The organism is Nonomuraea sp. NPDC048901 (genome assembly GCF_040649695.1).
Taxonomy (GTDB): domain Bacteria; phylum Actinomycetota; class Actinomycetes; order Streptosporangiales; family Streptosporangiaceae; genus Nonomuraea.
In genome coordinates, this window is sequence record NZ_JBEZFW010000008.1 from 294,397 (window position 1) to 318,230 (window position 23,834).

Here is a 23,834-nt window from a genome sequence, read left to right on the forward strand (position 1 = left end):
GTGTGGTTATCAGATCGGTGACGACATCGCCGTTGTCACCACCCGCACACCCGCAAACGCACACACTGGCGATGTGATCGACCGGACTTCGGCGATCACTGGACAGTGTTCGAGACGGGATGGGCTAACGACTGTGATCCGCTGGCGTGATCCACGGGCACCGCTGACCGCCGCAGCGGCGTTCGGTGCGGCGGGGTTCGCGGCTGCGCTCCTTGCGGGCGGCCCGGCTCTGCTCACCGGCGCGATCTCCGGACTCCTCGCGGCGCTGCTCGCCGCGGTCTCCCTGCTCGTCGCCTCGGTCAAACTGGACGAGCACCGCTCGACCGCGCTGGGCGCTCGCTGGATGGGCAGCGGCGCCATCGTCTGGGCCGCCGGAGTCGGGGTGCGTCCGATCGCCGACACCTCCAGCGTCGCGGTGAGTTTCGCGGACCTGCTCGTGCTGCTCGGCGTGGTGCTCACCGCGGGCGGCGTCCTCATCGCGGCCCGGCGCAGGCTGCCCGCCACCGTGGTGCTGCGCCACGTCACCGGCGCCTACCTGTGCGCCGCCTCACTCTTCGTGATCGCCTGGGTGGTGGCGCTGCGGCAGGTCTACGCCGAGGCCGCAGACCCGGCGATGTTCACCTTCGCCATGCTGCCCCCGATGATCGCGCTGCTGGTGACCTGCGCCGTGATCCCCTCCGTGATCACCAGCAGGACCGCGGCCTGGCCCCTCGGGCTCGCGGGCACCGGCGTGCTCGCCACCACCTCGATCGCCGGGGTGGCTGCCGCGACCGCGCGCCTCACCGGCGGAGTGCCGCCGACGTGGAGCATCATGATCGCGCCCGTGGCGTTCCTGCTCCTGGCCGCCATGCCCTGGGGGCCGCGCCCCGCCGAGCCGCAGGCCCGCGCGAGCGGCAGCGGCATCGGCAACCTGATCGCGACGGTGCCGATGGCGCTGGTCGCGGTCGCGACCTGCACGCTGCTCGTGCACCTGGTGGGCGGCCAGCCGCAGACACCGGTCACCGGCGTCGTCGTGCTCATCGCCTCGGTGGTCCTGCTCCTGGTCGTACGACTGTTCGTGCTCGCCGCCGCCAACATCCGGCTGCGCAGGAAGGTCTCGCTCGGCGACCGGCAGCTCAGGGAGCTGGCCGAGAGCACCGGCGACGTGGTGTTCATCTGCGACTACGACGGCCTCATGTACGAGATCGGCGCCGGGATGCAGGTGACCTACGGCTACCGCCCCGAAGACCTCGTCGGCGGGTCGATCTTCGACTACATCCACCCAGAAGACGTCCCCGGCATCCAGGCCGCGCTGAACGCGATGGGCCTCGACGACGAGGGCGCCACGTCCGGCGCCTGCCTGATCGCCTGCCGCGTACGCGCGGCCGACGGCACCTGGCGGCCCACCGAGTCCGTCGCCACCCGCCACGTGGGCGGTGAGGACCAGCTGCTGGTGACCACCCGGGACGTGAGCGACGAGGAGGCCCTGCGCAACCAGGTCGCCCACCTGACCTTCCACGACGGCGTCACCGGGCTGCCCAACCGCTCCTACTTCGAGGAGCGCACGCGCGAGGTGCTGTCCGGCCGGATGTCCGGTCACGTGGCGGTGATCTTCCTCGACCTCGACGGGTTCACCTCGGTCAACGACTCCGTCGGCCATGCCAGCGGCGACTACCTGCTCGGGCAGGCCGCGCGCCGGCTGCGCGGGGCCGTACGCCCCGACGACACGCTCGCCCGATGGGGCGGCGACGAGTTCGCGGTGCTGCTGGAGACCGGCGGTGAGGCGCAACTGGCGGTCGATCTGGCCGAGCGGTTGGTCAGGGCGGTCTCGCAGGAGCCGTTCCGGGTGGCCGACCGCGACGTGGCGCTGACCGCGAGCGTGGGGGTGGCCTTCGCCGAGGAGGACATGCCCTCCGGGGATCTCATCCGCAACGCCGACGTGGCCATGGCCAGGGCCAAGGAGCTGGGCGGGCGCCGGGTGGAGGTGTTCGCCGCGCAGATGCACGCCGACGTGGTGCGCAGGCTGGAGTTGGCGGCCGACCTGCAGCGGGCGCTGATCGAGCACCAGTTCGCCATCGAATACCAGCCGGTCGTCGACCTGGCCACCTCCCGGGTGACCGCGGTGGAGGCGCTGGTGCGGTGGTGGCGCGGCTCGGAGTTCGTCCCGCCGGACCAGTTCCTCGGCCCGGCCGAGGACACCGGCCTGATCGTGCCGCTGGGCGAGTGGATCCTGCACGAGGCGTGCCGCGAGGTGGCCGCCTGGCGGGCCTCCTCCTGGGACATCGGGCTGTCGCTCAACCTGTCGGCCCGCCAGATCACCGCGCCGCGCTTCGTCGAGACGGTCGAGGAGGCGCTCGCCGAGAGCGGGCTGCCCGCCTCCGCCCTCACCCTTGAGGTGATCGAGGAGATGCTCGTCGAGGACGCCGAGGAGACGGTCAAGCGGCTGTCCGAGCTGCGCGCTCTGGGCGTACGTCTGGCCATCGACGACTTCGGCACCGGCTACGCCTCGCTGGCGTTCCTCAGGCAGCTCCCGGTCGACATGATCAAGATCGACCCGTCGTTCGTGTCCGGGCTGGGCCGCGACGAGACCCTGACCCTGCTCACCCGCACGATCGTCCGGCTCGGCCATGACCTGGGCCTCATCGTGGTGGCCGAGGGCATCGAACGCCCCGAGCAGCTCGAACTCCTGCGGGAAATGGGCTGCACCAGGGGCCAGGGTTTCCTGGTGGCACGCCCGATGGCGGCTCGCGGAGTGGACTCGCTGATGAGGACCAGTCTCACGGTTTGAGACATCTGTCCCAAGAAGTTGACATCAGGGCCCGCACAGGGGCTAAGGTGTGGCCATGCTTCGCAGTGAGATCCTCGTAGTACTTCGCCGGCGCGCAGGCCGATAGCGAAGCACTACAGCCTGCGCGCCGCCCCACTCCCACCCTCGGGTGGATGGGGCATTTTTTATGTCCTTAAGGTGTAGCCACGCAAGGAACGAGCCGATGACCGAACGGATGACAGGTGCACAGGCCCTGGTCAGGGCGCTGGAGCACGTGGGAGTCGACACTGTGTTCGGGATCCCCGGCGGCGCCATCCTGCCCGCCTACGATCCCCTGTACGACTCGACCAAGGTCCGGCACGTGCTCGTACGGCACGAGCAGGGCGCGGGCCACGCGGCCGAGGGATACGCGCAGGCCACGGGCAGGGTCGGGGTCTGCATGGCGACCAGCGGACCGGGTGCGACGAACCTGGTCACGCCCATCGCCGACGCCTACATGGACTCGGTGCCGATCGTGGCGATCACCGGCCAGGTGGCCAGCGCGGCGATCGGCACGGACGCCTTCCAGGAAGCCGACATCTCCGGCATCACCATGCCGATCACCAAGCACAACTTCCTGGTCACCGATGCGCTGGACATCCCCCGCACGATCATGGAGGCCTTCCACATCGCCTCCACGGGCCGTCCCGGTCCGGTGCTGGTCGACATCTCCAAGGACGCGCTGCAGGCCGACACCACCTTCAGCTGGCCGCCGACCATGCAGCTGCCCGGATACCGGCCGGTGACCAGGCCGCACTCCAAGCAGATCCGCGAGGCCGCGAAGCTGATCGCCGAGGCCAGGCGCCCGGTGCTCTACGTGGGCGGCGGCGTGCACAAGGCGGGCGCCTCGCCCGAACTCCTCAGGCTGGCCGAGCTCGCCAACATCCCGGTCGTCACCACGCTGATGGCGCGCGGAACGTTCCCCGACAGCCATCCCCAGCACATGGGGATGCCGGGCATGCACGGCAGCGTCACGGCCGTCGGCGCGCTGCAGAAGTCCGACCTGCTCATCGGCCTGGGTGTGCGCTTCGACGACCGGGTGACGGGCCAGCTCTCGACGTTCGCGCCGCACGCGAAGGTCGTCCACGCCGACATCGACCCGGCGGAGATCTCCAAGAACCGCCACGCGGACGTGCCGATCGTGGGCGACTGCAAGGAGGTCATCACCGACCTGATCGCCGCCGTCGAGGCCAGTGGCCAGCAAGGCGACTACGCCGCCTGGTGGAAGCTGCTCAACAGCATGAAGGAGACCTACCCGCTCGGCTACGAGGAGTTCGAGGACGGGTCGCTGGCCCCCCAATACGTCATGGAGCGGCTCAGCGCCATCGCCGGGCCCGACACCTACTACGTGGCGGGCGTGGGGCAGCACCAGATGTGGGCCTCGCAGTTCATCGACTACGAGAACCCCGGCACGTTCATCAACTCCGGCGGCCTCGGCACGATGGGATTCGCCGTGCCGGCCGCGATGGGCGCCAAGATGGGGCAGCCGGGCAGCACGGTGTGGGCCATCGACGGCGACGGCTGCTTCCAGATGACCAACCAGGAGCTCGCCACCTGCGCCTTGGAGGGGGTGCCCATCAAGGTCGCGGTCATCAACAACGGTAACCTCGGCATGGTCCGCCAATGGCAGACGCTCTTCTACGACGAGCGCTACTCCAACACCAACCTCCAGACGACGCGCCGCATCCCTGACTTCGTCAAGCTGGCGGAAGCCTATGGTTGTGTCGGTCTGCGCTGCGAGCGGCCGGAGGACGTCGACGAGACCATCAAGAAGGCCATGGAGATCAACGACGTGCCCGTCGTGGTCGACTTCGTGGTCCACCAGGACGCGATGGTCTGGCCGATGGTCGCGGCGGGCACGAGCAACGACAGCATCAAGATCGCCCGTGACATGGCGCCGAAGTGGGAGAGCGAAGAATGAGCAGGCATACGCTTTCTGTGCTTGTCGAGAACAAGCCGGGCGTCCTCGCGCGCGTGTCCGCGCTGTTCAGCAGGCGCGGCTTCAACATCGACTCGCTGGCCGTCGGGCAGACCGAGCACGACGACATCTCACGCATGACCATCGTCGTGAGCGTCGAGGAGCTGCCGCTGGAGCAGGTCACCAAGCAGCTCAACAAGCTGGTGAACGTCCTCAAGATCGTCGAGCTCGACCCGACCCAGTCCGTGCAGCGCGAGCTCATGCTGGTCAAGGTCAAGGCCGACGCCGACAGCCGCTCGCACGTGCTGGAGCTCGTCCAGCTCTTCCGCGCCCGCTGCATCGACGTGGCGGCCGACGCCGTGACCATCGAGGTCACCGGCACTCCGGACAAGCTCGAGGCCTTCGTCAAGGTGCTCGAACCGTTCGGGATCAAGGAGCTCGTCCAATCGGGCATGGTGGCCATCGGCCGCGGCGCCCGTTCCATCACCGACCGGTCCCTCAGGGCACTGGACCGTACCGCCTGAAAGGTTTATGCAAGTGACCGAGATTTACTACGACGACCAGGCCGACCTCTCGATCATCCAGGGGCGTCACGTGGCCGTGCTGGGGTACGGCAGCCAGGGCCACGCCCACGCGCTCTCCCTGCGTGACTCGGGTGTCGACGTGCGCGTCGGCCTGCCGGAGGGCTCCAAGAGCCGGGAGAAGGCCGAGAACGACGGTCTGCGTGTCCTGACGCCTTCGGAGGCGGTCGAGGAGGCCAACCTCACGATGATCCTGGCGCCGGACCACATCCAGCGCCACCTGTACGCCGAGCACGTCGCGCCGAACCTCGTCGAGGGTGACGCGCTGTTCTTCGGCCACGGCCTGAACATCCGCTACGGCCTCATCGAGGCCCCCGAGGGCGTCGACGTGTGCATGGTCGCCCCCAAGGGTCCCGGTCACCTGGTGCGCCGTCAGTTCGAGGCCGGGCGCGGCGTGCCGGTTCTCGTGGCGGTGGAGAAGGACGCCTCGGGCAAGGCGCTGGACCTGGCTCTGTCGTACGCGAAGGGCATCGGCGGCACCCGGGCCGGCGCGCTGCGCACCACCTTCACCGAGGAGACCGAGACCGACCTGTTCGGTGAGCAGGCCGTGCTGTGCGGCGGCGTGTCGGAGCTGATCAAGGCCGGGTTCGAGACGCTGATCGAGGCCGGCTACCAGCCCGAGGTCGCCTACTTCGAGTGCCTGCACGAGATGAAGCTGATCGTCGACCTCATGTACGAGGGCGGCATCTCCAAGATGTACTGGTCCGTCTCCGACACGGCGGAGTACGGCGGCTACACCCGTGGCCCGCGCGTCATCACCGACGAGACCCGCGCCGAGATGCGCCGCATCCTGGGCGAGATCCAGGACGGCACCTTCGCCCGGCAGCTGGTGGAGGAGTTCGACGGCGGCCAGAAGGAGTTCACGCGTCACCGCGAGGAGCTGGCCGAGAACCCGATCGAGAAGACCGGCGCCAAGCTGCGCCCGATGATGAGCTGGCTCAAGGCATAACCAAAGGGCCACCAAAGGGCCTCGCTACGCTCGGGCTGTTCTTTCTTTGGGGCTACAGGCGAGGTCCTCGTTTCGGGGGCTTCGCCCAATGGCTCGGGCTGTGTTTTGTGGGGGGGCTCGGCGCCCCCCACACCCCCACAAGGGCGTGGTCCTCGCTGCGCTCGGGCGCTTTGCCCGAGGCGAGGGCTGCGCCCTCGCGCTGTCGCCAGGGATCGTTGTGCCATCCTCATGAGGGATTCGGCCGGAAGCGACAGAGAAGAATTACGGAAGCCTTCGCTGCGACGCTTTTCGGGTAATCCGAGCGAAGGCAGGTTCTCCATGCGGAACAAGATCATGAGAGTGATGGTCCCGGCAGCCGCCCTGGCGATGGCGGCGACACTCGGCACCAGCGTGTCCGCGAGCGCGGATGTGGCGACGACCAAGGCCGGCCACATCAAGAGCGTCCACAAGACCCTCAAGGCGTGCGAGGCGGCGGGCCGCAAGTACTCCGGGGACGGCGAGTACTGGGACTGCCAATGGGACAGCCCTTTCTGGGCGCTCTGGGTCCTGAAGTAAGGCGCCGGACCTTCCTTTGCGCCATCCGGGAGAGGTCGTCCGCAAGGGCGAGAGCCGCATCCTCACGCTGCGGCGAGGTGCGGCTGTTTGGGCCCTCATTCTGGGCTGAGCCCATGAGGCCCTTAACGCGTGTCAGGCGACACGTACCGAGTTAGGTCCGCTGATCGTCACATCGACATGTCCGCCGAGCACCAACTCGGCTGTGGGTAGCCTGGTCGGCTCTCCAATCTCCCCACACCATGTCGTCTGCGTGGTGCTCATCGGTATTCGCTTCGCCTTCCTGAGCGCCGCCGCGTACTTGATCCGCTGATCGACCGCCTGCGGTAGCCACCCCCAGAAAACGGGCTGGCCTGCGGCCGATTGAGGGTGGTCCCAGCATGGTCCTGCTGATTTCCGTTTCGGCAGTGGGGAATGGCGGTTGCTGCCTCCAGGGAAGACGAAGCAGCCCGACCCGGCTGGCCTAGGAGGAACACGGCCAATGATCGGAATGACGAAACCGCAGCAACGACAGGAATGGATGCGCGCGCCCGACCGGTCGGCGTGGTGGTCCAGCCCGAGAAAACGTCACTACCTAATGGTGATGTCTCTTCCATGCTTCAGGGAGAGTTGTGGCGTGAAAGCGGTAGGTTCTGCGACCTGGCCCACCCGAACAGATCCGCACGTGCCGCGCTCGGGAAGCGGGCGTCGGTGTCCGCCAGGCATCTGATCAAATCCTGGGCGCTGGATTCGCTCAGAGCGCTGGCGCGGTATCCATTGATGATGAGTTGCAGCGTGCGTGCACGCGCACGCCGCGAGAGCGTCCCACGTTGCAGGCGACTTGGTCATCGACATATGCGGTGGCCGAGTGAGCCTCGGCCCAGGCGAGGACGGACGCTTCTCCTGCGTTGCGCTGGATGTTGCCGAGCCGGTTCATATACTGCCCGAACAAATACAGTTCATCGAGGTCATCGCATGACACGGTCGCGATCCAGTCAAGGTCCATGACCTTTAGTATTTCCGGATACTCGTCCGTTCCTTTGCGGAGTTCTCCTAGTACGGCTTTGGTGGTCACGCATTCAAAATCGGCGACGAGGTGTCGCAGTGCGGTGAGCTCGCCGGCCCGGGCGAAGTGGTTGAGCGGGCTCGCGTCGAACACGAGTATGCCCTTTGGTGCCATCAGATGATGTCTTCGAACTCTGAGGCCAAGGCTTCGATGGGCATCTCGTGCGGGCGAGGCAGATCCTCGGCGGCAACAGTTCGCCGGAGCAATTCGATCGTCCGGTCCGCGGTGATGACGCCTCTACGGTATGCGCGAACGGCGGCCTGAGAATAGGCCGGAGCCAATGCGACCGGCTGGAGTTCTTCGTCGAAGCGGGCGCCTACTTCCAGGTAGTCGCCAGACGTTGGGCGTCTGACCTTGAGAAGCTCGAAGTCGCTACGAGAGATCAGTTCCAAGGTCAGCGCATGTGAGATGGTCGCTGACCAGCTCACCCGAAATTCTGCGGCCAGCACGACCAATCGATGTCGAGGATCGGGCCATTGCCCCGACAACTCCGTCCAGCGGGTGTGGAAGGAGGAGCGAGGCATCAGGAAATGGATGGCGAACACATTGATCAATGCCTCACGGTCCGCACGGGTCGTCCCGAGGCCGAAATCGGCGGTGTATTCGTCGGCCAGCAGATGGTGGCCCAGCTCATGGGCCAGGTTGAACCGCCGCCGACCAGGGTCGGCTGTGCCGTTGACCAGGGCCACGCCGATATCGCCGAGTCGGACGTAGCCGCCGTCTATTACGCTCGGCCCGAGGTCCAGAGAGAACGCGAGAAGCCCGAGGGGTTCCACCGCCGCCTGAAGGTCGAGGAGGGGGCCGTCCCCACGTCCCAACAGGGAGCGTGCCTCCAACGCCCTGGCCTCTGCCTCGTCACGGGAGGTGACGCCTGGATGAAGCGCTGCGGACGGAACGGACAGGACATTAACGTCGTTCAGCAGTTCGACATCGCGACAGGTACGTTCCAGCTCGTCTTCCAGTCGCTGTACGTTGCGGTCCGCCGACAGGTCGTCACGATGGCTCGCGATCACGGCTGGGGGCTCGGTGAGGAACCACTCCACGGATCGCCCAAGGGCGTCGGCGAGTTGCGCCAGCTCCAGGGCGTCAAGATGGCGCTGGCCAAGCTCGATGCGAGTGATCGCGGAGCGGTGGAGTCCCAGGCGATCACCGAGCTCACGTTGCGTGAAGCCGCCACGTTCGCGGGCCGTGGCCACTCTGCTTCCCACTTCGGCCCAGCTGCCCAATCGCGCACGTTCCATGACGCGTACTCCCTAGGTGCGGTGCGATTTACGCACCTCCTCAGGATACACATGGCCATCAGAGGCGCTAGGACCGTGATTGAGGCTTCTGTAAGGAGTGTCTCGCGGTTGCTTGACCAGTACTGGGCGGCGCATACGAAGGGCGAGGAGTTCGATGGCGGCGGTCAACGCCAAGCAGGAGAGTGCGGGCTTGGCCTTCACGCACAGTGAGGCGGACGAGTGTGTAGGTCGGTCACCGGCGCTTTGCCCACGGACGGACGATCTGTTCGGCGTAGCACGCCGGACCCTCCTTTGTGTCATGCGGGAGAGGTCGGCCGCAAGGGCGATAGCTGCTGATATTGACTAGATCACTTGATATGTCTTGCCGCTCACCCGGCTCGTTCGCCGCTGCGATGATCTCTGTGCATTGCCCCAGCGGTGAAAGGGAGTCAAGAATGCGTGTACGGACAGCGGTAGCGGGCGCGGGAATCGCCGTCCTGGCGGTCCTGGGACTCGGCCTGCCCGCCCAAGCGGCCGACTGGGTGTCCTACGGACAGTTCCCCACCAAGAAGAAGTGTGTCGACGCGGGCCAGCAGTATGTGCGTGAGAACTTCAACGCGTACAAGTGCACCGAAATACCCGGAGCCTGGGTCCTCTGGCTCAAGTAGCCCCGCTGCCGGTCCCCTGCTCGCCGGGGACCGGCAGTCGTGTGCCGCCAGGATCGAGCAAGCAGGGTTGTGTCGGCAAGGTGAGCGCAGGTCAATAGGGTAGGCACATGTCGCCGCTCCGGACCCGCATGTCTGCTCGCGATCTGACAGAGCCGCATCGTGTCTCGAGCCCGCTCGAGCTGCTCTTCGATCTCACCTTCGTCGCCGCCGCGTCCCAGATCGTGGGCCGGCTCGCCCACGCCACCGAGCAGGGGCACGGCCTCGAAGCGGTCGGGCCCTTCCTGATGGTCTTCTTCGCCATCTGGTGGGCGTGGATGAACTTCACCTGGTTCGCCTCCGCGTACGACACCGACGACGTCCCGTACCGCGTCATGACGCTCCTGCAGATGGCCGGCGTGCTGGTGCTCGCGGCCGGGGTGCCCGCGGCGTTCGAGGGTGACTTCACCGTCGTGACGATCGGCTACCTCGTCATGCGCGTCGGGCTTGTGAGCCTGTGGCTGCGCGCGGCGGTCGCCCACCCCGAGGGACGGGCGACGGCGCTGCGCTACGCGATCGGCATCTCGTTCGTTCAGGTGCTCTGGGTGTCCAAGCTCGCGCTGCCGGGCGGCGGGCCGGTCTGGCTGTTCATCGTGTGCGCGCTCCTCGACCTCGCGGTGCCGCCGATCGCGGAGCGTACGGGCTCGACGAGCTGGCACCCGCACCACATCGCCGAACGCTACGGGCTGTTCACCATCATCCTGCTCGGCGAGAGCGTGCTCGCGGCGACGAACGCGGTGCAGGGCGCGGTCGCCCACGGGCTGAGCGTCGATCTCGTCGTCATCGCGATGACCGGCCTGGTCATCCTTTTCGCGCTGTGGTGGATCTACTTCTCCGAGCCCGCCGGCCACGGACTTGAGGAGCGACGGGAACAGTCCTTCGTCTGGGGATACGGGCATTATTTGATCTTCGCGGCGCTGGCCGCGCTCGGCGCCGGGCTCGAGGTCGCGGTGGCGTCGGCAGGGGAGGGGGAGCACCACATCGCGGCGGATGCGCGGGCCGTGGTGGCCTCGGTGGCGATTCCGGTCGTCGTCATGCTCGTCCTGCTGTGGGCGCTGCATGCCCCCTTGGTGAGCAGGACCGTCGTGCGGCCGGAGGCGATCGGCGTGGCGGCGGTGCTCGTGGTGCTCGCCGTGTTCGCGGCGCCCAGCGTGGGGGTGGCCGCGGGACTCACCGTCATCGCCGCGGTGCTCGTACTCCTGCTCGTGACGACACTCGCGCGCGAGGGGCGCAGGCCGCTCCCCTAGCGCATGTGCGTGCCCCCGCCCATGCCGCGCAGCAGGAGGGCAAGTCCGCCCCGGAACTCCTCGTCCGTGGTGACGTCGTGGGCGTGCCGGGCGGTCTCGGACAGGTAGGGGAGCTCGGCCCGGTCCGCGATGACCTGGGTGCCCGCTCCGGCCAGCGGTCCGAGCTGTTCGAGCTGGATCGCCCCCACCACGTACGCGAGCAGGGAGCGCAGCGCGATCACCCGCTCGCGTCCGTCCAGCCCGGCCTCGGCGAGGATGGCGGCCAAGGGCTCTGACCAGCGCAGTATGGCCACCGACCGGTGCCGATGGGCGATGATCAGCGGCACGAGCCACGGGTGGGAGCCCACGACGTCGCGCAGCCGCTCGACCATGATCTCGATTCGCTCGTGCCAGGTCCGGTCCTTGTCGGGCGGCATGGTGTCGACGGTGTCGAGGACTCGGTCGATGACGAGTTGTTCGAGCTCGCCGCGGTCGTCGACGTAGCGGTAGAGGCCCATGGTGCTCATGCCGATCTCCTGCGCGACCGCGCGCATCGACAGCCCGGCGAGTCCGTCCCGGTCGATGACGGCGAGGGCGGCCGTGGCCAGCTGGTCGGGAGTGAGTGAACGGGGTCGCGGCATGACAGTTGACAGCGTACGGCATACGCCTATCATCGTAAGCGTATGCCGTACGCCTATAGGGGGTTCACATGCGTGTCGTCGATGCAAGAGAGCTGAGCGCGGTGTCCGGTGAGGCGGTCGCCATCCCTGACCCGGAGCGGCCGGTCCACCTGCAGTTCCGGCGGTTCGCCGGGTGCCCGGTCTGCAACCTGCACCTGCGGTCCATCGTGCGCAGGCACGACGAGATCGAGGCGGCGGGCGTCCGCGAGGTCGTGGTCTTCCACTCACCGGCAGAAGAGCTGGCCGAGCACACGCCCGATCTGCCGTTCCCGGTGATCGCCGACCCGGACAAGCTGCTGTACGTCGAGTTCGGCGTGGGGTCGGCGGCCCGTTCGCTGCTCGACCCGCGCGTGTGGGGAACGATCCTCCGCGTGGTCGCCGTGACCACGTGGCGGGTCCTGCGGGGTCGCGAACGCGGCCCGGCGGCCAAGCCGCACGGCGGTCGGCTGGGCCTGCCCGCCGATTTCCTGATCGGGCGGGATGGCCGGGTGCTCGCCGCCAAGTACGGCGAGCACGCCTACGACCAGTGGTCGGTCGACGAGATCATCGACCTGGCGTCCCACGCGCCGAAACCCGTCCAGAAATAGCCTGGTCAAGGCGTCCCCGTCCAGCAGTAGCTTGGTCAAGGCGCCACGGCCTGCTACAGCCGCACCACCGTGAGCACCCCGTCGCCGACCTCGTGCAGCTGTACGGCGAACCGCCCGTCCGCCGTCACCAGGTCACGAAAGGCCGCCACCTGCTCCTGATGGCTGAGCGCGTTGTCCACCGCGACGACACCCCGAGGGGTGAGCACCCGCTGCAACTGCGGCCAGTAACCCACGTACGCGGGCCGTTCCGCGTCGAGCACCACCAGGTCGACCGACCCGTCCGGGCTGGCCGCCAGCACCTCCCCGCCATCCGCGTGGATCACGGTCACGTGGTCGGACACCCCGGCTGCCGCGATGTTGGCCCGCGCCTGGGCGACCCGTGCGGCGTCGATCTCCACCGTCTCCAGATGCCCGCCGGTGTCCCGTACGGCGTCGCCGAACCAGATGGCCGAATAGCCGTTGGACGTACCGATCTCCAGCACCCGCCGGCTCCCCTGGACGCGGATCAGCAGCGCGACGAGACCCGCCGCGCCCGGGGTCATGTTGCGCAGCCGCAGCAGCCGGTCGGCCAGGGGCGCGTCGTGGTCGCGGCCCAGTTGGTAGAGGCTGTCGAGGTAGTCGGCCAAGGATGTGTTCACCGGATGTCCTTCCTTCTCCTTCCGAACCTAGAGTCAGCCCATCCGGCGCCGTCATCCGCCCCGCGGTTTCGGGTCCCCGATCACATCAGCTCGTCCAGCGAGGCGAGGCCCTTGCGGATGCGCAGTTCGCCTTATTGACCGGCTGACGGGACCTCGACGAACGACGCCGCGAAGGAGTTGCGGGCGATCTCATCCAGCTGCGTCTCCGTCATACCCAGCTCGTCGCGCAGCGCCCGGTAGTTGTCTTCGACATACCCGCCGAAGTACGCCGGATCATCGGAGTTGACGGTCACCATCAGGCCCTCGTCCAGCATCGCGGGCAGGATGTGGTCCCGCAGCGACGGCACCGTGCGCAGCCGGACGTTCGACAGCGGGCACACCGTCAGCGGGATCCGCTCCTCCCGCAGGCGGGCGACCAGCGAGGGGTCCTCCATGGCGCGGATGCCGTGGTCCACCCGCTCCACCTTGAGCACGTCCAGGGCCTCCCACACGTAGTCCGGGCCGCCCTCCTCGCCGGCGTGCGCGACCCGGCGCAGGCCCTCCGCGGCCGCCATGTCGAACACCCGGCGGAACAGCGCCGGCGGATGACCGACCTCCGCCGAGTCCAGCCCGACGCCGATGAAGTGGTCCCGGTACGGCAACGCGGCCCGCAGCACCTGCTCGGCCTCCTCAGCCCCCCGGTCACGCAGGAAGCACATGATCAGGGCCGCCGAGACGTCGCTGTCCTTGAGGGCGGCCGACAGCCCGCCGAACACCGCCTCCAGCGACACGCCCCTGCTCAGATGCGCCTGCGGGTCGAAGAAGATCTCGGCATGCCGTACGCCCTGCGCCCGGGCCCGCCCCAGGTAGGCGGTGGCGAGGTCGTAGAAGTCCCGGTCGGTGCGGAGGACCGCCATGTTCTCGTAGTAGATGTCCAGGAACGACTGGAGATCGGCGAAGTCATAGCGCGCCCTGATGGCCTCCGCGTCGAAGGTCGGCAGCTCGATCCCGTTGCGCCTGGCCAGCTCGACGACGAGCTCGGGTTCGAGGGTGCCTTCGATGTGCAGATGGAGTTCGGCTTTGGGACGCATGTGATCGAGTAAACCTGACAAGACGCCGGCCACGGTATCGTGCGAACCTCCGAACTCTCGCCCGATGACCTGGCATAACATCACATTCATGAGGCTGGCGGATCTGGTGGCGCGCGAAGACCTGAGTCTCGTGCCGGTGACCGGACATGACGGGCTCGGCAGGGAGGTGGGGCGAGCCTATCCGACGGATCTGCCCGACCCGCGACGCTACCTGCGCCCCGGCGACCTCGTCCTGACCAGCGGGGTCTGGTACACCCAGCCGTCCGACTGCGAGACGTTCGCCGACGCGCTGTGGACGAGCGACGCCGCCGGGTTGATCGTCGGGCTGGTCGTGCTGGGGGAGCTGCCGGAAGCGCTGGTCAAGGCGTGCGAACGCCGCCGGTTGCCGCTGCTCCTGGCCGCGCCCGACCAGTCGTTCGGCGCGATCACCGAGGTGGTGATCGAGGAGGCGTTCGCGGCCGAGCGGCGCAGGGACGAGCGGGCCCGTGCGCAGACGCTGCTCGACCTGCTGGGCACGCAGCGGATCGCGCCCGGTGAGGTGTCGGCCCACCTGCGGCTGCTCGGCGCCGATCCAGGGCAGCCGACCACGGCCATGGTGGTGGCCAGGACCGGCGGGTCGGACGACGACGACGTGCCCGCGATCATGTACGCGCTGGCCAGGAGAGGGCGGCAGCTGGTCGTCGGCGGGCGGTCCGACGAGGGGATCGTGCTGGTCAACGGCAAGGTGTCGCGCCAGGCGCTGACCGACGAGTTGCGCGCGCTGGTGACCAACCGGCCGGGGATGCGGGTGGCGGCCGGGATCAGCGACGCGACCGCCAGCGTGTCGCAGCTCGGCGAGGCGCTGGAGTCCGCGCGGCGGGGCATGGAGTCGGCCCGCTACGGCGAGGGGCCGGTGTCGGTCATGTCGGTCGCCGACGTGGACAGCCACGAACTCCTGCTGGCCCAGCTGCCCGTGAGCGTGCGGCGCTCGTTCCGGGAGCACCTGCTCGGGCCGATCATCGAGTACGACGCGCGGCACGGCTCCGAGCTGCTGCGCACGCTCGACGTCTTCCTGGAGACGTGCGGCTCCTGGCAGCGGACGGCCGACGAGCTGTATGTGCACGTCAACACGTTGCGCTACCGCATGCAGCGGATCGAGGAGCTGACCGGGCGGCGGATGTCGTCGATGCGCGACCGTACGGACCTCTACCTGGCCCTCAGATCAGGGCAGTCGTCCGATGGATAGACGGATAGACGGATAGTGGTCAGGGCAGCTCGCCCGCGACGAGACGTCCTCGTGAGACCACGGCGACGATGTTCTCCACTGCCAGGTCCGCGATCCGCTCCCACGGGCGCCCGCGCAGCACGATGAAGTCGGCCCCGAGTCCGGGCTCGATCCGGCCCACCGGCACGCCGATCGAGTCGGCGGCGTCCGAGGTGGCCGCGCGCAGCGCCTCCGAGGCGGACATGCCCAGGATCTCGGTCATGTGGACCACCTCGGCGAGCTGGTCGCCGAACTGGACGTGGTGCCCGTTGGCATCGGTGCCCAGGACGAAGCGGACACCCAGCCGCGCCGCCTCGGCGAGCAGCACGTTGCGCGTGGCCACGAGCTCGGCGGCCTTGGCCATGGACTCCGCGGTGACCGGGACCCGGCCTTCGGCGATGGCCTCGTTGATCAGCAGGGTCGGCGCGACGGGCGTGCGGCGGGCCGCGAGCACCTCGGCGAGATCCGCGCTCAGCAGCGTGGCGTGCTCGATCGAGTCGACGCGCTCCTCGACGGCGACGCGGATGCCCTCCTCGGAGTGGGCGTGGGAGGCCACCAGCATGCCGAGCGCGTGCGCCTCGTCGACGACGGCCCTGATCTCCTCGCGCGTGTAGTTGCGCCAGCCGTTCTTGTCGCCGATCGACAGCACGCCGCCGCTGGTGGTGAGCTTGATGCCGTCCATCCCGGCGCGGGCCCAGGTGCGTACCAGCTTGCGGCACTCGTCGGGCCCGTCGGCGGTGGGCTTGCGCTGTGGGATCGCCGGCGGCACGAACAGGTCGTTGTGCCCGGCGGTCATGCCGACCACGCCGTGGACCTGGACGCGCGGGCCGGGCAGCACGCCCGCGTCGAAGGCCCGGCGCAGCGCGATCTGCGCCTCGTCCCCGGCCAGGTCGCGCAGGGTCGTCACGCCATGGCGCATGGCCCGCTGGGCGTGGGCGACACCGTGCAGCACCTGCTCGTCGCGGGTCGTGACGAGCGGCCAGGTGGCGAAGTCGGGCATCGGTCCCGCACCGGCGTAGCCGATCAGGTGCACGTGCGTGTCGACCAGGCCGGGCAGCACGCACAGCTCGTCATACCGCTGCGTGGCGGGCCGCACCTCGCCGATCCGGTCCGGTTCCCAGCTCAGCTCGACCGGGCCGCGGAATTCGGTGCCGTCCCAAAGGGAGATTCCGTCCAGTTTCATGTCATCAAAAACGCTACCGGACGCCTTCTACCGCTGGAGGGATCTACGGACCTCGCCGAGCGCTCTCGTAGGGACCTACAGGGTCTGAAGCGCCGGTGCTGGGCTTTTCCACATCCGGGCCCTGCACCCCATGCGATGTCCGATTTTTCGTCACACGATGGTAATAATCGGTGTATAGCTTCCTGACCTGCAGGTTCACCGCTCTTCCAAGGAGAATTATGGCTACCCTCGACCGTCGCGCGTTCCTGCGGACGACGGGAATGGCCGGACTGGCGCTCGGCCTGGCCGCCTGTGGCGACAGCGGGACGTCCGGCGCGGGCGGAAGCGGGTTCGGCGCGGTCAAGATCCAGCTCTCCTGGAAGAAGAACGTCGAGTTCGCCGGCGAGTACTTCGCCGACAGCAAGGGCTACTACAAGGCCGCCGGGTTCTCCCAGGTGGAGCTGCTGTCGGGCGGCGGCTCCGGCACCTCGGTCGAGTCGGGCCTGACCACCGGCCGCTGCTGGATCGGCCTGTCGACGCCGACGATCACCGCGCCCGCCGTGCTCCAGGGCGCGCCGCTCAAGATCGTGGGCGCGACCTTCCAGAAGAACCCCTTCGCCATCGTCTCCCTCGGCAAGAACCCGATCAAGGACCCCAAGGACCTGGCCGGCAAGAAGATCGGCGTCCAGGACTCCAACGAGCTGGTCTGGAACGCGCTGCTCAAGTCCAACGGCATCGACCCGTCGAGCGTGACGCGGGTGCCGTTCCAGTCCGACCCGTCGATGCTGACCTCCGGCCAGCTCGATGGCTATGTCGGCTTCGTCACCAGCGGCCCGGTGCGGCTGAAGATGCAGGGCGTGGACGCGGCGCACATGCTGTTCGCCGACCACGGCCTGCCGCTGGTCGCCGAGACGTTCACGGTGACGCAGGAGACGATCGACAAGGAGCGCGACAAGCTCAAGGCGTTCCTCACGGCGGAGATCAAGGGCTGGAAGGACGCCGTCGCGGACCCGGCCAAGGCCGCCGAACTGGCCGCGAAGACGTACGGCAAGGATCAGAACCTCGACGTCGCCGAGCAGACCGAGGAGGCCAAGATGCAGAACGACCTCGTCGTCACCCCCGACGCCAAGGCCAACGGCCTGTTCACGATGACCTCCGAGCTGATCGAGCAGAACATCGCCTCCCTCGCCAAGGCCGGGCTGACCGTCAAGGCCGAGAACCTCTTCGACCTGTCGATCCTGGACGAGATCTACAAGGCCGACGCGAGCCTCAAGCTCTCATGACCGGCATCGGCATCACGGGGCTGAGCAAGACGTTCGGCAGCGGGCTGACCGCCGTCGAGCACGTCGACCTGGAGACGCCGAAGGGCTCCTTCCTGTCCCTGCTCGGCCCCTCGGGCTGCGGCAAGTCGACCGTGCTGCGCATCCTGGCCGGGCTCGAGAAGCCCACCACCGGCGAGATCCGGGTGAACGGCGAGACCCCCGAGGAGCTCCGCAGGAGCCACCACCTCGGCATCGCCTTCCAGGACTCGGCGCTGCTGGCCTGGCGCAGCGTCGCGGCCAACATCCGGCTGCCGCTGGAGGTCGCGGGGATCAAGCCGGAGCCCGGCGTGATCGACGACCTGATCAAGCTGGTCGGTCTCCAGGGCTTCGAGAAGGCGCGGCCCGCCGAGCTGTCGGGCGGCATGCGGCAGCGCGTGTCGATCGCCCGCGCGCTGGTGGTCAAGCCCAGCGTGCTGCTGCTCGACGAGCCGTTCGGCGCGCTGGACGACATGACCCGCCAGCGGCTCAACCTGGAACTTCTGCGCATCTGGACCGAGAAGCCCGCCACCACGCTGATGGTCACCCACGGCATCGGCGAGGCGATCTTCCTGTCGGACGTGGTGGCCGTCATGAGCCCGCGTCCTGGCCGCATCGAAGAGGTGGTCCCGATCGACCTGCCGCGCCCCCGGGTGCCCGAGATGATGCGTACACCGGAGTTCCACGCCATCCACGACCACCTCAGCGACCTGCTGTTCGGGCACGGCTCGTGAAGCGGATCCACGGCCTGCTCGGCGTCGTCGCCCTGATCGCCCTGTGGTGGCTGCTCGCCGTGACGGTCTTCGCGGACGGCGGCGCGGTCCCGACGCCGTGGGCGGTCCTGGCCGGGATGGGCCACGACGGCTGGGGGTTCTACGGCCCCAACACGACCGCCACCGTCAGCGCCGCGCTCCAGGGCTTCCTGTGGGGCAACGGCCTGGCCATCGGCGTGGCGCTGATCGTCCTGCTCGTCCCGCGCCTGGAGGCGGTGGCGACCCAGCTCGCGGTGATCAGCTACTGCATCCCGCTGCTGGCCATCGGCCCGATCGTCCTGGTCGTCTTCGGCGGTGAGGCCGCCGTGGTGTTCCTGGCGGCCGTCTCCGTCTTCTTCACCACGCTCATCGGCGCGCTGCTCGGGCTGCGCTCCGCCGACCGGACCAGCCTCGACCTCATCGCGGTGTACGGCGGCGGCCGCCTGGCCAAGCTGCGGCACGTCCAGGTCATCGCGGCGCTGCCGAGCACGTTCGCCGGACTGAAGATCTCCGCCCCCGGCGCGCTGCTCGGCGCGATCATCGGTGAATACCTCGGCAGCAACGACCAGGGCCTCGGCGTCTCCCTGATGATCTCCCAGCAGCAGTTCCAGGTCCCGCGCACGTGGGGGCTGGCGCTCGTGGCCGGCCTGATCGCGGGCCTCGGCTACGCGATCGTCGCACTGGTCGCCCGCGTGGTGACACCCTGGTCGTACGGCAGAGCGAGGTCCTCCTCATGATCGGCCGCATCGTGTTGCGCGTCGTCGGCCCGCTGCTGCCCTCCGTCGTCATCGTGGTGGCCCTCTGGTGGCTGTCCCTGGAGGCGTTCGGCATCAGCCCGCTGGTGGGCAAGCGGCCCCCGCAGGTCTGGGAGTACCTGTTCGGCTCGTCCCCGGCCCATCGCGACGCGGTCTTCGCCGCCCTGGGCATCACGATCAGGGACGCGGCCATCGGCTTCGTCAGCGGGATGGTCGCGGCGGTGGTCGTGGCGATGGCGTTCGTGCTGTTCAGGACCGTCGAGCAGACGTTCATGCCGGTCGCGATGCTGCTGCGCTCGGTGCCGCTCGTGGTGATGACGCCGCTGATCACGCTCGTCTTCGGCCGCGAGCTCCTCGGCGTCGCGGTCATCGGCGGCATCGTGGTGTTCTTCCCCGCCCTGGTCAACGTCGCCTTCGGGCTGCGCTCCGCCTCACCGCAGGCCACCGACCTGATCATGGCGTACGGGGGCGGGCGGCTGACCGTGCTGCGCAAGGTGGCCGTGCCGACGGCGATGCCCTCGGTGTTCGCCTCCATGCGGATCTCCGTGCCCGCCTCGATCATCGGCGCGCTCATCGCCGAATGGCTGGCGACCGGGCAGGGGATCGGCGCCGGGATCCTGCGGGCCATCGGCGGGTTCCGGTATGACGAGGTGTGGGCGGACATCGTGGTGGTCACCGCCGTGTCGATCCTGGCGTACGCGGTCGTGGGCGTCGTCGAATCCCTGGTCCTGGCCCGCTTCTCGGACAACCGGGACTGACCCGCGCCCGCGAGTCAGGGGCGGCGGATGGGGCAGGGGTGGGTGACGTGCCGGTTCGGGCAGCAGATCACGCTGATCGTGGCGAACCTGCCCCTGGTCAGCCACTCACCCCACTGCACGTCCACCCCACGGGGTAGCGCGTCGGCGGCGCCGTCGAGCCGGGCCGTCAGCCCGACGCGGTCCGGGCGCGGGAACGCACCCCTGATCTGCGCGTACTGTGTGGCCAGCCACTCCACCGCCCGCCCCGGGTCGTCGAAGCTGGCGCGGATCCGGGAGGCCGGTCGGGCCAGCCAGTCGCCGGTACGCATCGGCGGAAGGAGCGAACCGGCGAACTCGGGCGAACCCGGACGCCGCTCGTCCTCCCTTTCCCGCTCCTCGCCGCTGCCCACCCACGTGTACGCGTGCCAGTGCATGAGATCCCCACAGTTCGGTTGCCCCGTACAGGGTCATTCCCCGCAAAAGGGTGCGGGCCCGGTCGCGGTCCGCTGTGCGGGGGGAGGCGCGACCGGGCCCGCCGGATGGGAGCGCCGTGGCGTTGCGGTGGGAACCGGCGCGGTGGCGCGCCTGGTGGAGGCCCGACGCTCCCTGGCTGGGTGGGGTTCTGTGGTCTAGTGGGCGGCGAAGTCCTGGGTCCAGTAGGGGCCCTTCGTGGACTGGCCGACGCCGATATGGGTGAAGGAGCAGTTCATGATGTTGGCGCGGTGTCCGGGGCTGTCGAGCCAGGCTCGTACGACCGCGGCGGCCGTCGGCTGGCCCATGGCGATGTTCTCGCCCCAGGTGCTGACCGGCGCGAAGCCGGCCGTCGATATGCGGTCACCCGGAGTCCGGCCGTCCTTGGAGTCGTGGTCGAAGTAGTCGCGCGCGGCCATGTCGGCGGAGTGCCGCTCGGCCGCCGCGTGGAGCTTGGGATCGTGGGTGAGCGGGCGGCAGCCCTTCTTGGCCCGCGCCTGGTTGGTGAGGCTGACGACCTGGTCCTCGGCGGCCGAGGCGGTGCCGGTCGTCGCCGGCGTCCGGGTCCCGCAGGACAGGGCCACCGGCCGTGACCGGCTCGGCTTGCCCTGGTAGTCCATGGCCAGGACGTAGTAGCGCCCGGGAGTCGCGCAGCCGGCGCGGACGCTGATCCGGCCGTTCAGCACGAGCTTGGCGCCGCTCTTCAGCGTACGGTCGGGGCGACCGGCCACGTCCCGGACGATCCGGACCCTGAGCGTGGCCTTGGTGTCGCAGCCGATCCTGCTTGCCGAGCCGACGATCACGCCCTTGGACAGGGACGGCTTGGCGGCCACGACCCGGCACGGAGCCTTCGTGGTCGCCGCCTGGGCGGCGGGCGTGGGGATGCTCAGTGCGGCCAGACTTCCGAGGCAGACGAGTGCCTGGAGTTGCCTGCGCATCCTGTCCCTCCGGTGCTGCTAGATACGGCGTCGATCCCGCATTCTGGTGTGCCCGCAACGGCCATGTCCCGAAAAACACCGCTATATCTGGAGTACCAGGTGACCCAATCGTAACGATTGCCCCACCGACCTCGGTAAACCTTCTCTGTCACCTGCGCGTCTTGTGCGAAAAATTAGGGCCGTGCGGCGAAATGCCGCACGGCCAGGGGTGGAACTCGGAGCGGATGGTTGGGAGCCGTCAGCTCCCAAGCGGACCGGAAGGCGTCAGCACGCGGTAGGCGTCAGCACGCGGCGGGCTTGAGCCAGGAGCACTCGAGGTCGCCGGTCGCGCTGTCATCCGCCGCGCGGAGCTGCGACACGGCGTCCACCGGCGCGGTCCGCGAGAACTGGGCGAGCCGGATGGCGATTTTGTCCTCGATGTCCTTCGGCGAGCCCGACAGGTACTGGTTGAGCATGATGGAGAACACCAGCGGCTCGCCCTCCGCGCTGTTCACATAGCCCGACAGCGACGTGACGCCGGTCAGCGACCCGGTCTTGGCGTGCACGTTGTTGGCGGCGGCGGTGTTGCGCATCCGGCTGCGCAGCGTGCCACCGGTGAACCGGTCGGCGTTGCCCGCGATGGGCAGCGCGTCGTACCAGGTCTTGAACCACGGCTTGGCGCGTACGGCGCTGAGCAGCTGGACGATCGAGCCCGGGGCGAAGCCGTCACGGCGCGAGAGGCCGGAGCCGTCCCGCATGTTGAGCACCTGTACGCCGTTGGCCTTGGCGAAGTCGGTGCTCACCTTGAGCCCGGCCGCCCAGGTGCCCTGGCCGGAGACCTTGCGGCCCATCGCCTTGGTCAGGATCTCGGCGTGGATGTTGTTGCTGAGCTTGAGGAAGGGCACCAGCAGCTCGCTCAGCGGCATCGACTGGTGCTCGGCCAGCGTGGTCGCGCCGGACGGGGCCGCGCCGGTGACGGTCGGGCCCGCCACGCGGACGCCGTGCTTGGCCAGCGACTTGCGGAACAGCGACGCCACATAGCGGGTGGGGTCGTCCACGGCCACCCACTCCTGGTACGGGTCGGCCACGGTGCCGGTGATGACCACGGTGTTCGTGGAGTGCTGCCGTTCGATGAGCACGTCAGTCGTGGTGCCCACGGTGGCCTTGTTGACGATCTTCAGGTAGTCGGTCTCGGGCGTCGTCGACACCTTGACCTCGTTGCCGGCGGCCGCCACGGAGACGATCACCGAACCGGCGTCGTAGTCCCGGTCCGGGGAGGCGGTCAGCGCGGAGATCTGCGCCGCGTAGTAGGCCGTCTCGTCGTCCCAGGTCCAGTCGTTGCCGAGCCGTACGGAGTCGAACCACGTGTCGTCGGCGACCAGCTTGCCCGCGACCAGCTTGACGCCCGAGGCGGCGACCTTGGCGGCCAGCGCGTCGTAGTCCTCGGCCAGCATCGTCGGGTCGCCGGTGCCGCGCAGGACCAGGTCGCCGGTCAGCACGGAGCCGAGCTTGCGCCCGCCGCTCAGCACGGTGGTGGGGAAGCGGTAGTCCAGGCCGAGCGTGTCGACGGCGGCGGCGGAGGTGAACAGCTTGGTGTTGGAGGCCGGGATCATCAGCTTGCCGGCGTCCGTGGCGTACAGCTCGTCGCCGTTGGCCGCGCTCTTGACGACCACGCCGGCCCGCCCGACCGTGAGCCGCGAGTCGGCGAGTATCTGGTTGATGTCCTGGGTCAGGTCCGCGACGCCCGCCGTGGGTTCGAGCGCGACGGCGGGGGAGGAGGGGCTGGACGCCCAGGCGAGGGCCGCGACGAGCGCGCCCGCGACGAGGGATGCTGAAGTACGCCGCATGGGGTCTCCAATGAGGACTGGGGGTCTAGCTTGGGATCATGCGGCAGCGCACGCAGCCTGTAATCCGCAAATATCCGTATTTCTTGGGTCAGTCGTACGCACGCCGTCACGAAGGCGGGCCCGTGCCCGGGAAAGTGCTCAGGAGAGCTGGCCGGCGCTCACCATGAAGCCGCAGTCGCCGAAAGAGACCTCATCGCCCGACTTGATCTTGGCGGGTCCCACCAGTCGCCAGCCGTTCAGCCGTGTGCCGTTGAGTGAGCCCAGGTCGACCAGCATCCATCCGCCGTCGTCCTCGCGCCGCAGCTCGGCGTGCACCCGCGAGACCGTCAGATCGGACAGCACCAGGTCGCAGGCCGACCCGCGACCGACCACGTAGCGCATGCGGTGGTCGTCGGGCAGGGCCAGCCTGGGCAGTCGCGGCCGGCGCCACGCGGCCTGGAGGCGGGTGGTGAAGTCGGAGACGTTCGACACCGCGTCGGTCACTCGCTGGCGGAACGTCCGGCGGCGGGGCAGATCGGCGACCAGTTCGTCGAGCTCGTGGCGGTTGCGCGCCCGCAGGGCCTGATCCACCCGGCCGACGAAGGTGTCGTGGGAGATCCGGCCTTCGACGGCGCGGTCGCGGAGCTCGTCGATCGCGCGATCGCGTTCCCCGTCGGACGCGCGGAACGGTGGATGCGTCGAGCTCATGCCCCGAGTA

The 23,834-nt window shown here is 68.8% G+C and carries 23 protein-coding genes; 13 read left to right on the plus strand and 10 right to left on the minus strand.

Annotated elements, in window-relative coordinates; genetic code table 11:
• Positions 1 to 133: 133 nt before the first annotated feature.
• The 5 genes from AB0C30_RS28735 to AB0C30_RS28755 all read left to right on the plus strand — a co-directional run bounded on the left by AB0C30_RS28735 (position 134) and on the right by AB0C30_RS28755 (position 6,788).
• Positions 134 to 2,767: an EAL domain-containing protein gene (locus AB0C30_RS28735; protein ID WP_357950201.1), complete on the plus strand. Its 2,634-nt coding sequence runs from the start codon at positions 134 to 136 to the stop codon at positions 2,765 to 2,767.
• A gap of 202 nt (positions 2,768 to 2,969) precedes the next feature.
• Positions 2,970 to 4,706, plus strand: a complete 1,737-nt coding sequence (locus tag AB0C30_RS28740) for an acetolactate synthase large subunit (protein WP_357950204.1) — start codon at positions 2,970 to 2,972, stop codon at positions 4,704 to 4,706.
• Positions 4,703 to 5,227: an acetolactate synthase small subunit gene (ilvN, locus tag AB0C30_RS28745; protein ID WP_225292071.1), complete on the plus strand. Its 525-nt coding sequence runs from the start codon at positions 4,703 to 4,705 to the stop codon at positions 5,225 to 5,227. The genes AB0C30_RS28740 and ilvN overlap by 4 nt, the downstream gene beginning before the upstream one ends.
• Positions 5,228 to 5,249: 22 nt before the next feature.
• A complete protein-coding gene (gene ilvC, locus AB0C30_RS28750; protein ID WP_357950756.1) occupies positions 5,250 to 6,233 on the plus strand; it encodes a ketol-acid reductoisomerase in 984 nt (327 codons plus the stop codon).
• 318 nt (positions 6,234 to 6,551) lie between these two features.
• Entirely contained in the window at positions 6,552 to 6,788 is a 237-nt protein-coding gene (locus tag AB0C30_RS28755; RefSeq protein ID WP_357950208.1) for a hypothetical protein, read from the plus strand.
• Between the two features lie 730 nt (positions 6,789 to 7,518).
• Here AB0C30_RS28755 and AB0C30_RS28760 read toward each other — a convergent pair.
• Both AB0C30_RS28760 and AB0C30_RS28765 read right to left on the minus strand, forming a co-directional pair.
• Positions 7,519 to 7,923: a hypothetical protein gene (locus AB0C30_RS28760; protein ID WP_357950210.1), complete on the minus strand. Its 405-nt coding sequence runs from the start codon at positions 7,921 to 7,923 to the stop codon at positions 7,519 to 7,521.
• 20 nt (positions 7,924 to 7,943) lie between these two features.
• On the minus strand, positions 7,944 to 9,071 hold the full coding sequence (locus AB0C30_RS28765) for an XRE family transcriptional regulator (RefSeq protein WP_357950212.1): 1,128 nt from the start codon (positions 9,069 to 9,071) through the stop codon (positions 7,944 to 7,946).
• Between the two features lie 434 nt (positions 9,072 to 9,505).
• On the opposite strand from AB0C30_RS28765, the gene AB0C30_RS28770 reads away from it, so the two are divergent.
• Together AB0C30_RS28770 and AB0C30_RS28775 are read left to right on the plus strand one after the other, a co-directional pair.
• Positions 9,506 to 9,718, plus strand: a complete 213-nt coding sequence (locus AB0C30_RS28770; protein WP_357643600.1) for a hypothetical protein — start codon at positions 9,506 to 9,508, stop codon at positions 9,716 to 9,718.
• Between the two features lie 107 nt (positions 9,719 to 9,825).
• Positions 9,826 to 11,001 (plus strand): low temperature requirement protein A, encoded by a 1,176-nt coding sequence (locus AB0C30_RS28775; RefSeq protein ID WP_357950215.1) that lies wholly within the window; start codon positions 9,826 to 9,828, stop codon positions 10,999 to 11,001.
• Here the strand turns inward: AB0C30_RS28775 and AB0C30_RS28780 are convergent.
• Positions 10,998 to 11,621, minus strand: a complete 624-nt coding sequence (locus AB0C30_RS28780) for a TetR/AcrR family transcriptional regulator C-terminal domain-containing protein (RefSeq protein ID WP_357950218.1) — start codon at positions 11,619 to 11,621, stop codon at positions 10,998 to 11,000. The genes AB0C30_RS28775 and AB0C30_RS28780 overlap by 4 nt on opposite strands.
• A 68-nt stretch (positions 11,622 to 11,689) precedes the next feature.
• On the opposite strand from AB0C30_RS28780, the gene AB0C30_RS28785 reads away from it, so the two are divergent.
• Entirely contained in the window at positions 11,690 to 12,247 is a 558-nt protein-coding gene (locus AB0C30_RS28785) for a peroxiredoxin-like family protein (RefSeq protein ID WP_357950220.1), read from the plus strand.
• A 53-nt stretch (positions 12,248 to 12,300) separates the two neighbouring features.
• On the opposite strand, the gene AB0C30_RS28790 is transcribed toward AB0C30_RS28785, so the two are convergent.
• Both AB0C30_RS28790 and AB0C30_RS28795 read right to left on the minus strand, forming a co-directional pair.
• A complete protein-coding gene (locus tag AB0C30_RS28790; RefSeq protein WP_357950223.1) occupies positions 12,301 to 12,885 on the minus strand; it encodes a class I SAM-dependent methyltransferase in 585 nt (194 codons plus the stop codon).
• A 131-nt stretch (positions 12,886 to 13,016) separates the two neighbouring features.
• Positions 13,017 to 13,955, minus strand: coding sequence for an adenosine deaminase (locus AB0C30_RS28795; RefSeq protein ID WP_357950226.1), 939 nt, complete (start codon positions 13,953 to 13,955; stop codon positions 13,017 to 13,019).
• A gap of 88 nt (positions 13,956 to 14,043) precedes the next feature.
• On the opposite strand from AB0C30_RS28795, the gene AB0C30_RS28800 reads away from it, so the two are divergent.
• Positions 14,044 to 15,180 carry a helix-turn-helix domain-containing protein gene (locus AB0C30_RS28800; protein ID WP_357950228.1) on the plus strand — a complete coding sequence of 379 codons (1,137 nt, stop codon included), beginning with the start codon at positions 14,044 to 14,046 and terminating at the stop codon, positions 15,178 to 15,180.
• 19 nt (positions 15,181 to 15,199) lie between these two features.
• Here the strand turns inward: AB0C30_RS28800 and AB0C30_RS28805 are convergent, their stop codons facing one another.
• Positions 15,200 to 16,381 (minus strand): amidohydrolase family protein, encoded by a 1,182-nt coding sequence (locus AB0C30_RS28805; protein ID WP_357950230.1) that lies wholly within the window; start codon positions 16,379 to 16,381, stop codon positions 15,200 to 15,202.
• A 218-nt stretch (positions 16,382 to 16,599) separates the two neighbouring features.
• Between AB0C30_RS28805 and AB0C30_RS28810 the strand changes: the two genes are divergently transcribed.
• Genes AB0C30_RS28810 through AB0C30_RS28825 form a run of 4 tightly spaced genes read left to right on the plus strand, consistent with a single transcriptional unit; the run spans position 16,600 to position 19,923 of the window.
• Positions 16,600 to 17,643: an ABC transporter substrate-binding protein gene (locus AB0C30_RS28810; protein WP_357950232.1), complete on the plus strand. Its 1,044-nt coding sequence runs from the start codon at positions 16,600 to 16,602 to the stop codon at positions 17,641 to 17,643.
• Complete coding sequence (locus AB0C30_RS28815) at positions 17,640 to 18,392, plus strand: ABC transporter ATP-binding protein (RefSeq protein ID WP_357950235.1); 753 nt, start codon at positions 17,640 to 17,642, stop codon at positions 18,390 to 18,392. The genes AB0C30_RS28810 and AB0C30_RS28815 overlap by 4 nt, the downstream gene beginning before the upstream one ends.
• Positions 18,389 to 19,147 (plus strand): ABC transporter permease subunit, encoded by a 759-nt coding sequence (locus tag AB0C30_RS28820; RefSeq protein WP_357950238.1) that lies wholly within the window; start codon positions 18,389 to 18,391, stop codon positions 19,145 to 19,147. The genes AB0C30_RS28815 and AB0C30_RS28820 overlap by 4 nt, the downstream gene beginning before the upstream one ends.
• Positions 19,144 to 19,923, plus strand: a complete 780-nt coding sequence (locus AB0C30_RS28825) for an ABC transporter permease subunit (RefSeq protein ID WP_357950241.1) — start codon at positions 19,144 to 19,146, stop codon at positions 19,921 to 19,923. Before AB0C30_RS28820 ends, AB0C30_RS28825 begins: the two co-directional genes overlap by 4 nt.
• A gap of 14 nt (positions 19,924 to 19,937) precedes the next feature.
• Here the strand turns inward: AB0C30_RS28825 and AB0C30_RS28830 are convergent, their stop codons facing one another.
• The 4 genes from AB0C30_RS28830 to AB0C30_RS28845 form a co-directional block, all read right to left on the minus strand.
• Positions 19,938 to 20,336 carry a hypothetical protein gene (locus AB0C30_RS28830; RefSeq protein WP_357950243.1) on the minus strand — a complete coding sequence of 133 codons (399 nt, stop codon included), beginning with the start codon at positions 20,334 to 20,336 and terminating at the stop codon, positions 19,938 to 19,940.
• A gap of 195 nt (positions 20,337 to 20,531) precedes the next feature.
• Positions 20,532 to 21,311 (minus strand): CAP domain-containing protein, encoded by a 780-nt coding sequence (locus AB0C30_RS28835; protein ID WP_357950245.1) that lies wholly within the window; start codon positions 21,309 to 21,311, stop codon positions 20,532 to 20,534.
• A 281-nt stretch (positions 21,312 to 21,592) separates the two neighbouring features.
• Complete coding sequence (gene dacB, locus AB0C30_RS28840) at positions 21,593 to 23,137, minus strand: D-alanyl-D-alanine carboxypeptidase/D-alanyl-D-alanine-endopeptidase (protein WP_357950247.1); 1,545 nt, start codon at positions 23,135 to 23,137, stop codon at positions 21,593 to 21,595.
• Positions 23,138 to 23,275: 138 nt separating this feature from the next.
• Positions 23,276 to 23,824 (minus strand): DUF1707 and FHA domain-containing protein, encoded by a 549-nt coding sequence (locus AB0C30_RS28845; protein ID WP_357950249.1) that lies wholly within the window; start codon positions 23,822 to 23,824, stop codon positions 23,276 to 23,278.
• Between the last annotated feature and the right edge of the window lie 10 nt (positions 23,825 to 23,834).

Bases quoted from the DNA above. Each gene is read 5' to 3' on its own strand.
- ilvN (WP_225292071.1), top strand. From the start codon at position 4,703: ATGAGCAGGCATACGCTTTCTGTGCTTGTCGAGAACAAGCCGGGCGTC.
- AB0C30_RS28775 (WP_357950215.1), top strand. From the start codon at position 9,826: ATGTCGCCGCTCCGGACCCGCATGTCTGCTCGCGATCTGACAGAGCCG.
- AB0C30_RS28830 (WP_357950243.1), bottom strand. From the start codon at position 20,336: ATGCACTGGCACGCGTACACGTGGGTGGGCAGCGGCGAGGAGCGGGAA.
- AB0C30_RS28795 (WP_357950226.1), bottom strand. From the start codon at position 13,955: ATGCGTCCCAAAGCCGAACTCCATCTGCACATCGAAGGCACCCTCGAA.
- AB0C30_RS28765 (WP_357950212.1), bottom strand. From the start codon at position 9,071: ATGGAACGTGCGCGATTGGGCAGCTGGGCCGAAGTGGGAAGCAGAGTG.
- AB0C30_RS28845 (WP_357950249.1), bottom strand. From the start codon at position 23,824: ATGAGCTCGACGCATCCACCGTTCCGCGCGTCCGACGGGGAACGCGAT.
- AB0C30_RS28815 (WP_357950235.1), top strand. From the start codon at position 17,640: ATGACCGGCATCGGCATCACGGGGCTGAGCAAGACGTTCGGCAGCGGG.
- AB0C30_RS28755 (WP_357950208.1), top strand. From the start codon at position 6,552: ATGCGGAACAAGATCATGAGAGTGATGGTCCCGGCAGCCGCCCTGGCG.
- AB0C30_RS28800 (WP_357950228.1), top strand. From the start codon at position 14,044: ATGAGGCTGGCGGATCTGGTGGCGCGCGAAGACCTGAGTCTCGTGCCG.
- AB0C30_RS28810 (WP_357950232.1), top strand. From the start codon at position 16,600: ATGGCTACCCTCGACCGTCGCGCGTTCCTGCGGACGACGGGAATGGCC.
- AB0C30_RS28740 (WP_357950204.1), top strand. From the start codon at position 2,970: ATGACCGAACGGATGACAGGTGCACAGGCCCTGGTCAGGGCGCTGGAG.
- AB0C30_RS28835 (WP_357950245.1), bottom strand. From the start codon at position 21,311: ATGCGCAGGCAACTCCAGGCACTCGTCTGCCTCGGAAGTCTGGCCGCA.
- AB0C30_RS28785 (WP_357950220.1), top strand. From the start codon at position 11,690: ATGCGTGTCGTCGATGCAAGAGAGCTGAGCGCGGTGTCCGGTGAGGCG.
- AB0C30_RS28770 (WP_357643600.1), top strand. From the start codon at position 9,506: ATGCGTGTACGGACAGCGGTAGCGGGCGCGGGAATCGCCGTCCTGGCG.
- AB0C30_RS28825 (WP_357950241.1), top strand. From the start codon at position 19,144: ATGATCGGCCGCATCGTGTTGCGCGTCGTCGGCCCGCTGCTGCCCTCC.
- AB0C30_RS28780 (WP_357950218.1), bottom strand. From the start codon at position 11,621: ATGCCGCGACCCCGTTCACTCACTCCCGACCAGCTGGCCACGGCCGCC.
- AB0C30_RS28805 (WP_357950230.1), bottom strand. From the start codon at position 16,381: ATGAAACTGGACGGAATCTCCCTTTGGGACGGCACCGAATTCCGCGGC.
- dacB (WP_357950247.1), bottom strand. From the start codon at position 23,137: ATGCGGCGTACTTCAGCATCCCTCGTCGCGGGCGCGCTCGTCGCGGCC.